This window comes from Candidatus Cryosericum hinesii, from assembly GCF_003570985.1.
Taxonomy (GTDB): domain Bacteria; phylum Caldisericota; class Caldisericia; order Cryosericales; family Cryosericaceae; genus Cryosericum; species Cryosericum hinesii.
The window spans coordinates 1-12704 of record NZ_QXIW01000030.1; the positions used below are offsets into that span (position 1 = coordinate 1).

General features: G+C 61.0%; 10 protein-coding genes and 1 riboswitch. All 10 genes read left to right on the forward strand.

Translation table 11 applies throughout. The features are described 5' to 3' along the window. Positions 1-24 precede the first annotated feature (24 nt). A riboswitch (FMN riboswitch) is annotated at positions 25-156 on the forward strand. Positions 157-217: 61 nt separating this feature from the next. Next, on the forward strand, positions 218-763 hold the full coding sequence (locus SMC3_RS06525; RefSeq protein WP_119087375.1) for an ECF transporter S component: 546 nt from the start codon (positions 218-220) through the stop codon (positions 761-763). A gap of 245 nt (positions 764-1008) precedes the next feature. Continuing rightward, a complete protein-coding gene (gene alaS / locus SMC3_RS06530; protein WP_119089949.1) occupies positions 1009-3606 on the forward strand; it encodes an alanine--tRNA ligase in 2598 nt (865 codons plus the stop codon). Further along, entirely contained in the window at positions 3599-4075 is a 477-nt protein-coding gene (ruvX, locus tag SMC3_RS06535) for a Holliday junction resolvase RuvX (RefSeq protein WP_165846639.1), read from the forward strand. Before alaS ends, ruvX begins: the two co-directional genes overlap by 8 nt. 1 nt (position 4076) lies before the next feature. Next, entirely contained in the window at positions 4077-5114 is a 1038-nt protein-coding gene (gene mltG, locus SMC3_RS06540) for an endolytic transglycosylase MltG (protein WP_119089951.1), read from the forward strand. Between the two features lies 1 nt (position 5115). Continuing rightward, positions 5116-5739 (forward strand): uridine kinase, encoded by a 624-nt coding sequence (gene udk, locus SMC3_RS06545; protein ID WP_119087379.1) that lies wholly within the window; start codon positions 5116-5118, stop codon positions 5737-5739. A 23-nt stretch (positions 5740-5762) separates the two neighbouring features. Further along, complete coding sequence (locus tag SMC3_RS06550) at positions 5763-5966, forward strand: hypothetical protein (RefSeq protein ID WP_126851546.1); 204 nt, start codon at positions 5763-5765, stop codon at positions 5964-5966. 13 nt (positions 5967-5979) lie between these two features. Beyond that, a complete protein-coding gene (locus SMC3_RS06555) occupies positions 5980-8685 on the forward strand; it encodes a tetratricopeptide repeat protein (protein ID WP_165846640.1) in 2706 nt (901 codons plus the stop codon). 14 nt (positions 8686-8699) lie between these two features. Beyond that, entirely contained in the window at positions 8700-10403 is a 1704-nt protein-coding gene (locus tag SMC3_RS06560; RefSeq protein WP_207799705.1) for a GspE/PulE family protein, read from the forward strand. Between the two features lie 73 nt (positions 10404-10476). Beyond that, a complete protein-coding gene (locus tag SMC3_RS06565; protein WP_119087389.1) occupies positions 10477-11535 on the forward strand; it encodes a type IV pilus twitching motility protein PilT in 1059 nt (352 codons plus the stop codon). A 21-nt stretch (positions 11536-11556) separates the two neighbouring features. Further along, the coding region (locus SMC3_RS06570; RefSeq protein ID WP_133299374.1) for a type II secretion system F family protein at positions 11557-12704 on the forward strand (1148 nt) is incomplete at its 3' end.

A 12704-nucleotide genomic window follows, 5' to 3' on the forward strand; every position in this document is an offset into this window, starting at 1 on the left:
GTTTTTGGGGCCGCATATACTTTAAGTGTTCTCTGGGGCAGGGTGAAATTCCCGACCGGTGGTAATAGCGAAGAGCTTAGCCCACGAGCCGCTGCGGCGGTAGGACCTGGTGTGATTCCAGGGCCGACAGTACAGTCTGGACGGAAAGAGACGTCCACTTTCCGTGCCCCCAGGGTTGATTGCAGCTACAAGGCTGCGTCCGCTATGGAGGTAGAGAATGGAATCGAAAAAACTGCGTGTGCTCGCCCTGACCGGTATGCTGGCTGCCGTGGGGTATGTCCTTCAATTGTTCGAGTTTCCGCTGCTGCCGGCAGCACCATTCCTCAAGTTCGATTTTGGCGATGTCGCCGTCTTCATCGCAGGCTCAGCGATGGGTCCTGGTGCAGCCATCCTGACGGGTGTGGTGAAAGGAATCCTCTGGGCGCTGATCGGCCGTGGGGCGGACGGCTGGGTCGGAGCAGGCATGAACACGATCACTGTCATCGCCTTTGCACTTCCAGTGGCGTTTCTGGCTCGCTCCAGGAAGATATGGGTGAAGGTCGTTGCAGCCGGTCTGGGGGTCGTCGTGATGACGGTCGTGATGGCCGGCACGAACCTGATTGTGGATCCCTGGTACTTCAAGATGTCGATAGTAGCTGTCAAAGCGATTATGGTGACGGCGATCATCCCGTTTAACCTGCTCCGCGGTCTTATCAACGCAGTCGCGTCGGTGGGCACCATGCTGGCACTTCAACGGACGACTATCTTCCGAGGAAGGCGCTAGTTCGTCGTTCCCCCCGAGTATGTTAGTCCAATACGAGGGGCGCTTTCCCCGAGTCCTTTTGTCCAAGGCTGGACTCCCGCCTGCGCGGGAGTGACGGATCAGCCGCCTGCGCGGGCATGACGAATCAGGCGACTGTCCTCACCTGAGTGAGATGAGACGACGCTGTTCTTGCCTCACGGGGCGCTGACGATATACTGTCCTCATGCGCCGGGACTTCGTATGACCGGTATTGCGTGAGGTGAAATGTGAACTCAGCTGATATTCGAGAAGGCTTTCTCAGGTTCTTCGAGGGGCACGACCACCTGAGACTCCCCAGCGCTCCCCTGCTCTCGCCCGACCCAACACTGCTCTTTACCGCAGCCGGCATGGTTCCGCTGAAGCAGTATTACCTGGGGGAGGTGACTCCTCCAAACGTGCGCATGACGTCGGACCAGAAATGCATTCGAACGAACGACATCGAGCGGGTTGGCCGGACGGCACGCCACCATACCTTCTTCGAGATGCTGGGCAACTTCTCCATCGGCGACTACTTCAAGGACGACGCCATCGCGATGGCCCTGGAATTCTCGACGAAGGTTCTTGGTCTGCCTGTTGACCGTATCTGGGTAACTATATATAAGGAAGATCTCCAGACGGCGGACATCTGGCAGAAGGTCGGCATTCCGCGCGAACGGATCGTGCCAATGGGCGCTGACGACAACTTCTGGACCATGGGCCCCGTCGGTCCGTGTGGTCCCTGTAGTGAACTGTACATCGACCGTGGGGTGCGTCACCCGGGCGACGAGAAGCAGCAGATGGGCGACGATGGGGACCGGTTCCTCGAGTACTGGAACCTGGTGTTCACGCAGTTCGACCGGCAACCGGACGGTTCGCTGAAGCCGCTTGCTCGCAAGAACATCGATACCGGGCTGGGCCTGGAGCGCATGACGAGCATCATCGAGGATACCGACACCGACTTCGAGACGGACGGTTTCCAGCCCATCATCCAGACAGTGGCGGACCTGTCACATCAGGAATATGGTGAGGATCTGCGGGTGACGGCACGCATGAAGACCATCGCCGATCACGTGCGCGCCTGCACGTTTCTTATGACCGAGAACCTTCTGCCCAGCAACGAGAAGCAGGGCTATGTCCTGCGCCGCCTCCTGCGGCGTTCTCAGGCGCTGGGTCGGATGATCGGCATCGAGGGTGCTTTTATGGGCAAGGTCGCGGACACGGTGATCGACCTCATGAAGGGACCGTTCCCTGAACTTCTGGCTGAGCGTGAGCGCATCAAGGGCGACATGGCAGTGGAGGAGCAGCGGTTCGACCACACGCTCCGGGAGGGGCTGGTCGAGTTCACGAGGGCTGTCGAGGCGGTTCGTCAAGGCGGGAGCGACACCCTGCCCGGCAAAACCGCGTTCTTCCTTCACGATACGATGGGTTTCCCGGTTGAACTGACGGCTGACCTCCTGCGGGACGCCGGCCTCAAGCTGGACAGCGAAGGCTTCGACGCACTGTTGAACGACCAGCGCCATGGCGGTAGCGAGTCGTCGGGTGTGGAAGAAGCAAGCCGCGAACGGACTGGGTACATCAAGCTGAGAGGCACGGTCGGGACTTCGCATTTCGTCGGCTATGAAACATTGTCGGCCGAGGCCGTGGTCACGGGCCTCCTGAAGGGCGGTGAATCCGCCAGCAGTGCTCAGGAGGGCGATCATATCGGGCTGGTTCTTTCTTCGACCCCGTTTTACGGCGAGAAGGGTGGCCAGGTCGGCGACACGGGCGTCATCACAACGCAGGGCGCGCGCTTCGAGGTCATGGACACCAAGACTCCCGTGGAAGGGTTGATCATCCATGAAGGTGTTCTGCTGGAAGGGGCCATCGCCGCGGGCGACACCGCGCGCGCTGAAGTGGACCCGGAGCGGCGAAAGGCGATCGCGCGGGCGCATACGGCGACACACCTCCTGCAGGCCGCTCTGCGTTCTATCGACCCGACCGTCCAGCAGAAGGGTTCCAAGGTCATGCCCGACGAATTCCATTTCGACTTCAGTTTCCGCGGCAGCCTCGGCGTGGACGACCGCAAGGCCATGGAAGAGAAGGTACTGGGGTTCATCATGGCCAATGTTCCGGTGCGCACCGACGTTATGCCGATCGAGGAAGCGCGCAGGACGGGCGCTCTGGCATTCTTTGGAGAGAAGTACGGCGCGACCGTGCGCGTCGTCTCAGCTGATGGCATCTCGAAGGAATTGTGTGGCGGCACGCACGTCACCGCGACGGGCGACATCGGTTTCCTGCATATCCGTTCCATTCGCAGCATTGGGACGGACACGAAGCGTATCGAGGCTTCCGTCGGACTGGGCGCTCTGCGGGAGTTCTGGGCGTACCAGGTGGGCGTGGAACAGGCTGCAGGGATACTAGGCTGCGGACCGGTTCCAGCAGAGGTGGCGCGCGCAGTGGAAGACCTCACGGGCGTGGTCAAGGAACGCGACCGCCGCATCGAAGGGCTCATTGCCGCGGCGACCGATCGCCGTGTGCGCGACCTGATCGCGCAGCCGGCAACCATCAAGGGTCAGCCGGTCGTTGTAGCCACGTTCGAAGGTCTGACCACCGAAGCGCTGCGCAGTGCAGGTGATATGGCGGAGCAGCAGCTGGGAAACGGCGTATTCATCGGCATGGTATCCGGCGGAGACGGCTTTACCGTGGTCAAAGTGTTCGGTACGGCTGGCACGACGTTCTCGGCACGCAGCATCTTCAAGATCTTGGCCAACAAGTATGGCGGCAAGGGCGGTGGCAACGACCGCATGTGCCAGGGCCGTATCGCAGGTTTGCCGACCGCAGAGGATCTGGAGGCGCTGCTTGGCTGACGATCCATCCGGCTCGAAGGTCGTTCTCTGTCTCGACGTGGGCGAGCGCCACATAGGCCTTGCCCGGACGGTGGCGGATGTAGGGACTGCCTTCCCCGCTGGTTCCATCGACATGGGACTCCCAGCTGCAACGGCGCGGGCCGTTGTCGACCGCGTCGTGCTCGAGGGCGCCGGCTGTCTGGTCGTCGGCTTGCCGCTCGCGCTGGATGGAACGGACTCGATCCAGACACGCAAGGTACGGCGTTTCGCAGGATTCGTCCGCAAGGAACTGGCCGCACGGGGTCTCAACAGGGCGGTGCGCGTCGAGCTGGTAGACGAGCGCCTATCGTCAGTTGCTGTCGGGCGGGCAGCTGCGAGCGAGGGGTTGTCGGGTGCCGCCGGGCGTGCCACCAAGGATCAATGGGAGGCGGTCTACATCCTGCAGGGCTATCTGGACCGCGCGCCAACGGTGCCGGGTGAAGGTGACTGACATGGACGAAGACACGCAGAACACGCCTGAGGTGACGGAGCCAACCCCCGGTCGATCGCCGCGCGGCGTGCGAATCGGCGCAACGCGCCTCGTCGGTGTCCTGCTGATCCTCATGATCATCGCCGGGGCGGTTGCATGGTTGAGATTCATTCACACCGTGCCCGTCGAAGGACCCAGTGCATACATCGATGTCCGTCCTGGGGATAGTGTGACAACGCTCAGTCAACGGGTCTTCGCGCTCGGCATGACGTCCAGTCCTCAGGCTCTCCGCTGGTACTGGCGGCTGAAACGCGGCGGTTCGCTGCGCGAGGGGCGCTATGTGCTCAAGGGTGTCGGTGACATGGAGGCATTGTATCAGCTCCTTGTGGTGGGTCCGCCTCTCACGGTGCGCGTGACGTTTCCCGAGGGCTATACGGTCCAGCAGATGGCCATCCGCCTCCAGGAACAGGCCGGCATCAGTGCGGCTGAGTTCCTGAAGGCGGCCAGAGATGACCGGGGCAAGCTTCTGGAGGGTCGCCTCTTCCCCGATACGTACGACTGCCTGTATGCGGGTGACGCTGGCGAGGTCGTCGCACGTATGCTTGGCAGGTTTGCCGACGTTCTCCCTTCCGACTGGGCGGCTCAGGCGGCGAAGCGTAGTCTGACGGGCGACCAGCTGCTCAGGGTCGCCTCTATCGTCGAGCGGGAGGCAAAGTACGACGCGGACCGGCCACTGGTTGCCAGTGTCATCTTCAACCGTCTGGCGAAGAAGATGCTGCTCCAGCTGGACACCACGCTCGGATATGTCCTTCCCAGCCAGGGCGGCTTCTACACATACGCCGAGCTGAAGTACAAGTCCCCATACAACACCTACCTGCACGCCGGATTGCCACCGACTCCCATCTGCAATCCGGGTCTGGCGTCGATGAATGCTGCGACACATGCCCCGGCAAGTACGTACTACTACTTCCTGGCCAAACCTGACGGTCACTGTGTCTTCGCGCGGACCTACGCCGAACACACCCGCAATATACAATTGTATCTTGCTGGAGGCCATTGAAATGACACGTCCTATCCTTGTTGGCATCGCCGGCGGTTCCGGGTCGGGCAAAACCACCGTCGCCGAGAAAATCATGCATGAGACCGCACAGCCAGTTGTCTTCCTCAAGCAGGATTCGTACTACAGGAATTTCGACGGTATGTCCATCGAGGAGAAGCGCGGCATCAATTACGACCATCCCAGCGCCTATGACGATGACCTGCTGATTGAGCATCTTCAGCATCTGATCCGTGGCGAGGCGGTAGATGTGCCCGTTTACAACTACGCCCGCTATGAGCGCGAGTCCTGGACCGACCATGTCGAGCCTCGGCCCGTCATCATCCTCGAGGGTATCCTGGTGCTGGAGAACGCGGCGCTGCGTGATCTGCTGGACATTAAGCTCTACGTCGATACGGATGCCGACGTCCGGTTCATCCGCCGCCTCTTGCGGGACACGCGCGAGAGGGGCCGCACGGTCGAGTCCGTGGTGGTGCAATACATGGACGTCGTCCGGCCGATGCACCTGCAGTTTGTGGAACCGACCAAAAGATACGCGGACCTGATCATTCCCGAAGGAGGCTTCAACCTGGTTGCCATCGACGTCATCGTCAGCAAGTTGCAACACTTTCTGAATTCTGTAGACTGATGGAACTCGTCGACAGGTTCCGCGTGCCGAACAGAGACGTATGGTTCGTCCAGGCGGTCCTGACCGACTGCGAGGGACAGGCTGTCGTGTCGCTTGGCGAACGGGAGACTGACGAGAGCATCATGAGTGTCCTCTATGATGACTCCGCCGAGGGCGAGTTGGCGCCGCTATTTGCATATTTGACGGCGGTTGGTAAGATAGTGCCAGTCTTTCACGACAAGCCTTGATGGGGGAGTGACATTGGCGAGTTCTGACGAGGAGCGGTTACGCAGCCAGATCCAGGAGTTTGTAGGCCGTCGTGAGTATGACGCGGCCCTTCGTTTGGCTGTTGATGAGGCCGACCATGACTATGGACGGCAGCAATATGCCCAGGGCATCGACCTCCTGAATGCGCTCATCCAGATCCTCAAGGACCGGCAAGTCGCACTGTGGAGCATCTATATCGGTGCCTATCAGAAGATCGTGGGCCTCGACAACCAGCTCAAGGACAAGTCCGCGACGATACGCGACCTGGTCGAACTCTCCCGCTATTGCATCAAGGATGGCGACTTCGACAAGGCGCTGGCAGCCAGCAGCTCTGCTATCGGTATCGATACCCGCAGCACCGACGCGCTCAACCAGAAGGCGCGTGTGCTTGCATACCGTCGTGACTACGTTCAGGCCTTCAAGGTACTGGGCCAGAGCCTGGAGGTCAGTCCCCAGAATCCGCGCACGCTCTATCTGAAGGCGAGCATTCTGGGCAACAACGGCAGGTTCGCCGATGCGCTCGCCGTATATGAACAGCTGCGCATGGCCGATCCTTCTTACCCGGGGCTTGGCAAGGCCATTGCCGAGATGCGGGGCCAGATCGACTGGAAGGTCAAGGCCGTGGAGGGACCTGCGGGCGGTATGCGTGCCTCACAGTCCCCGGAAGTCGACCGCGTGCCCGCGATTGAGCGCAAGTCCAAGGCGATCGAGCCGGACGAGGGGGCGAGGAATACCCTCGAGACACTATACGACGAGGCGGTCGTGGCCGACGAGCTGCCCGCCCCACAGGAGAGGGTCCCAGCCGATCAGAAGGCCGAGGGTGGATCCTCTCATCCGGACCTTCCGCGCGACCTTGTGCCTGAAACGTCGGGCGACATGAAGATGGAGACCATCCCTGTACCACACCAGGCGTGGGTGAAGCCAGGGGAGGAGTCTCCGACCGCGGCCAGGTGCTTCGTGCCTTCCGAGGCCGCCGGGCTGACCGTTCTGTCGCCCGAGGAACTCAGGTTGGCCTCTCTCCGCAAGGGAGAGGAGGTGGCGACACATCTGACCCAGGCGAACGCGGCGGATACCGAGGTCGTTTCACGGGCCGCAGTCACCGCGCCACCTTCCCCGACGCCGGGGCAGGAGGCTGAACGGCAGTTGATCGGCATCGTAAGGGGTATCAACCAGGGCAAGATGGAGCGGGAGGATCTGATGCAGCGTCTGTCCGATGCGGGCAGCGTGGCCATTCCACTGTCGCTGGGAGTTCTCTATCTCAACTTTCTGCGCAATCCCCAGGACGCAGAGACCATGAGTGACCTGCTGACGTGGCTGGAACGCGGCGGCTACACGCGCCTTCCCCTGTTCGTCGTCGAGGAGGCTCTTGCTCAGGGAGCCAGGGTTGACTTCCACGACCCTCAGATCGCTTCTATCGTCCTATCCGCCGACGGCGCGGACATGGCTGGCGAGCTGAGGACGCACAAGGCCGAACTTCTGCTCGAACGTGGCGACACGACATCGTATGTACGGGAGGAACTGGGCATGGTACGCCAAGCCGCCGAGTCTGCTTCGGCCGAAGGCATCGTGCACCAGCTTGTTCATGTTCTGGAACGCTGCCTGGTCGAGGACGCCTGTACGCAGGAGGTCCTTGCCGCGGCCGCGGAACTGGGTGTGGTGGACCAGTTGGTCGACCGTGTCACTGAGGATGCGAACATGGTGAAGGTGCCGGCGCTGGAGGCTGCGATTGTCGAACGACTGGGGCGCACGGGTGTCGACGAGTCGACATTCCTGAACAACGATGGGCTGTTTCAGCATGTCACGCTCAGTGTGGAGAAGTCGGCCATCCTGCGTCGTGTCCTGGCCAATGCCATCAACCCCACGGTTCGGCGGAAGGTGCTCCAATCCCTGCTCGTCCTGGGAACCCCCAATATGGCCGAGTTCACCGAACTGGTGGGGCTCATGGCCAGGGAGCGCGATACGAGCAATGCGGCGTATCTCATCCAGTACTTGGTGGACCACCGGCAAGAGGTTACGGAGGGCCGGTTCCTGCTGGAGAAACTTGCCCATCTCGTCCCTGCGGACTTCGAGAGCCGATATGGGCTGGGTCTGGCGGCTGAGCAGCTTGGGGTTCACGATGCTGCTGCAGGGTACTTTGTTGCTGCCATCCGGGCTCATCCCGGGGATCCCGATACGGTGCAGCGTGCCCTGGAGGCCATTCTCGCATCCGGCGAGTACGACCTCATCGCGGACGCGATCTCGCTGTCGCAGTTGTCTCCTGCCGATGTCGAAGGCCTGGTGGACAAGGCAGCCGCCGGGACGTCCGGCATCACAGCCGGTTCGGTCGAGCAACGTCTGATATCTGCGTGGGCCGCATTCGCGGGCAGTCGCTACGAAGAGGCGGTAGCGATGAGTTCCGGCACGGTGAGGGGGGGAGGAGACCTACGGTTCTACCTGCCCATGGCCCTCTCATTCGTTCACCTGGGATTGCCCGAACTGGCGACCCGGGAGCTCGATCACGCCATGCATCTGCCGAACGTCACTGACGAGGCTAAACTGATCCTCAAGTACCATGCGGCTGTGATCCACCTGGCACAGGGCAGCAGCCAGCAGGCGGCACAGTTGTTCCAGGAGGTCGGCGAGTCCTCGCCCGGCTTCCGAGACACAGAAGAACTGCTCAGCAAATGTGGAAGCCAGGGCTCCAAGATCATGAAACTCTAGAGCACGGAGGAAATGTGGACGGTAGACGGTCAGTAGGAAGCATCTTGCTTGCGCGAGGGTATATCAACGAACAGGCTCTTGATGGAGCCCTCACCGCTCAACACAACACCAACGAGCCACTGCTCAAGATCCTCATCGATCAGGGGTTCATCAACGACGACATCAAGGCACAGGTCCTGGCCGAACAGTGGCACATGCCATTTGTAGATGTCATGGCGGAGAAGGTAGAGGCGGACGTGCTGGCGCTGGTGGACCAGGAACGCGCGAAGCGCTACGGTTTCGTCGCGTTCAAGCGTGAGGAGGGTGTCGTCAGCATCGCACTCAGCGATCCCACCAACATCGAGCTGATGGACTACCTGCTGGCAACCTACGGGCGCGAGACAAAGTTCTTCGTCGCTCCCAAGAATGCCATCTACGGCGCCATCGAGAAGTACTACGTCGTCGGAAACTCCATCAAGGAAGCCAGCTCCGAGGCGAAGGCCGAGATCATCGCAGAAAGTGGCGAAGAGGTCAGCATCGAGCAGTTGCGCGAGATGGGTCAGGACGCGCCCGTCATCCGGCTGGTCAACACGATCATCACTCAGGCCATCGTCGAGCATGCGTCGGACATCCACGTGGAACCGCAGAAGGACCACCTGCGCATCCGCTACCGTATCGACGGCATCCTGCAAGAAAAGCAGAACCTGCCGCGCAACATCCAGGCCGGCGTGCTCTCGCGCATCAAGATCATGTCCAACATGGATATCGCCGAGCGGCGCAAGCCCCAGGACGGCCGTATCTCCCTGCGCATCGAGAACAAGGCCATCGACTTCCGCGTCAGTTCACTGCCCACCATCTACGGCGAGAAGATCGTTATGCGTATCCTGGACAAGAGCAGTGCCATGGTGCCCCTTGAGAACCTTGGATTCCTCAATGATACACTGACCCTGTTCAACAATGTCATCAGCCAGCCGTACGGCATGATCGTTATCTCCGGCCCCACCGGTGCCGGCAAGACGACGACCCTGTACTCCGCGCTCAACCGCCTCAACACGCCCGGCAAGAACATCGTGACGGTAGAGGACCCGGTCGAATATCAGATGGACGGACTCAACCAGGTGCAGGTCAACGTCAAGGCGGACATGACATTCGCCAACGGTCTGCGCAGTATCCTGCGCCAGGACCCCAATATTGTGCTCATTGGCGAAATCCGTGATGGTGAGACGGCACAGATCGCTATCGAGGCCGCCCTGACCGGGCACCTCGTCCTGTCCACGCTGCACACCAACGATGCACCCTCGGTTGCCACACGACTGATCGACATGGGCATCGAGCCATTCCTCATCGCGTCGTCGCTCATTGGGGCTACGGCCCAGCGCCTGGCGCGCAAGATCTGCCCCGACTGCAAAGAGCCCTACGTCCCGCCGGCCTCGGCCCTCGAAGGTCTGGGACTCGGCACACGGGGCAAGCTGGAAGATGTCACGTTTTACAAGGGTGCCGGCTGCTCGAAGTGCGGTGGTTCAGGCTACCGCGGGCGTACCGGCATTCATGAGATGATGAAGGTGGACGACGACTTGCGCCGCCTCATCCTTCACAAGGCCAGCGCGCGCGACATGTCTCAGTCCGCACGCAGCCATGGCATGCGCACTCTGCTCGAGGATGCCCTGGTCAAGGCCAGGGAAGGCATCATCACCCTCGAGGAAGTCGTGCGCGTGGTGTCTACCGTCGAATCGGACTGAAGGAGCTGCCATGAATTCCGAGATACAGGAGAACACCCCTCGTATTGGACCAACATCCTCGGGGGAACATCGCATCGATCTGGGAACCATCCTGAAAGTCGCCACGGAAAAAAATGCCACGGACATCCATCTCCAGGTCGGTCTGCCCCCCATCCTGCGTATTCAGAAGAAGCTGGTGGCTCTCGGCAGCGAGAAACTCTCGCCCGAACGCGTCGAGGAACTCATGTTCCCTATCATGAACGATCACCAGAAGGTGCTGTTCAAGCAGAGCATGGAATACGATTTCAGCTATGGCATCAAGGGGCTGGCGCGCTTCCGTATCAATGTGTTCCGTCAGCGCGAAACCATGGCGGCGGCACTGCGCAAGATCCCCTACGAGGTTCCCGCGATGGATTCACTTGGCCTGCCCCCGGCGGCGTTCACCTTTCCCAAGCTGAATCGCGGCTTTGTCCTGGTCACTGGGCCGACCGGCCACGGCAAGTCCACGACACTGGCCTCGGTCATCGACCGCATCAACCAGGAACGGCAGATGCACATCATTACGCTCGAGGATCCCATCGAGTACCTCTTCCAGCACAAGCAGAGCATCGTGGTCCAGCGCGAGCTGGGTACGGACACGCAGAGCTTCGCAAACGCCCTGCGCAGCGCCCTGCGCGAGGACCCGGACGTTATCCTGGTCGGCGAGATGCGCGACTTCGAGACCATTGGAGCTGCCCTGACCGCCGCGGAGACTGGACACTTGGTGTTCGCGACACTGCACACCAACAGCGCGGCACAGACCATTGACCGTATCGTGGACGTTTTCCCGCCGTATCAGCAGCAGCAGATCAAGGTCCAGCTCGCCAACGTCCTGTCGGCGGTCGTGACCCAGCAGCTCATGGTGCGCAAGAACGGCGACGGTCTGGTGCTCGCGTGCGAGGTGATGCTGGCGACCCCCGCCATCAAGAACCTCATCCGCGAGGGCAAGACCTACCAGATCCAGTCGGTTCTGCAGACCAGCACCGCGATGGGCATGATAACCATGGATCAGTCGCTCAAGGCTCTGTACGAGCGTGGCGTCATCAGCTACGAGGATGCGATAGACCATGCGTTCGACCCCAAGGAACTCCAGCGCCTGCTGGGGCGTTCCTGAAAGCACTGAGAGGAGGTACCTATGTCAACATTCAACTATGTCGCGGCTGACCGGTCAGGCAGCACCCAGCGTGGCACCATCAGTGCGGCGAACACTCATGAGGCGGCTGAGGCCATTCGCGGCAAGGGCCTTGTCCTGGTGAATATCAGCGCTGCCAGGAGTGCCGGCAGCAACCTCGCCGTGCGCAACACAGGCCCTTCCGGCGAGGTAAAGCAGGGCAGGCTGGCGGCTGGTGGAGCAATCGCTGCCAAGGACATGTCCATCTTCACCTCTCAGCTGGGCACGATGCTCAACGCGGGCCTGTCCATCACAAAGGTCCTGGACATCCAATGCAAACAGGTAGGCAACAAGAAACTGCGCATGATCACGGATGATCTCAAGAAGAAGGTCGAGTCCGGCCTGCCGCTGTCGACAGCCATGGATGGCTATCCTGGAGTGTTCAGTACGCTCTACTCTGCCATGGTCCGATCGGGCGAGGCGTCGGGCAACCTGGGCAACAGCCTGCTCAAGATGGCTACCTTCCTCGAGCGTGAGGCGGAGCTCAAGCGCAAGATCAAGAGTGCGACCAGCTACCCGCTGATCGTCATCATCGCCAGCGTTGCTATCATCCTCGGCCTGTTCATCTTCGTCCTGCCGCAGTTCGTCGGTTTCCTGACGGCACTGAACGTTCCCCTTCCTCTGCCGACGCGCATAACGCTCGCGATGAGCAGCTTTCTGGTCCACCGGTGGTACATCGTCTTTGGCGTTGCCGCGATCATCTTCTTCGGTGCCCGCGCATGGTTTCGCACCCCCCGGGGCATCCATTGGAAGGACAACATAGCTCTTAAGGCGCCGGTCATCGGTCCCCTAGTGCTCAAGACCTCCATGGCTCGCTTCACCGACACGCTGGCGACTCTGTTCGGTGCCGGTGTCCCACTGATCAGCTGTCTGGAGATGGTCGGTGGCACGATGGGCAATACGATCGTATCGGCGACCATCGACCGGGTCATCGTCTCCATCAAGAGCGGCACCGCACTCAGCGCAGCTATGGCCGAGACGCAGTTTTTCACCCCCATGGTCATCCAGATGACGGCGGTCGGCGAGGAGTCGGGTTCCCTGGAGACCATGCTGGGGAAAGTTGCGACGTTCTACCAGGCCGAGGTCGACTCCGCGACGGACAACCTGACCAA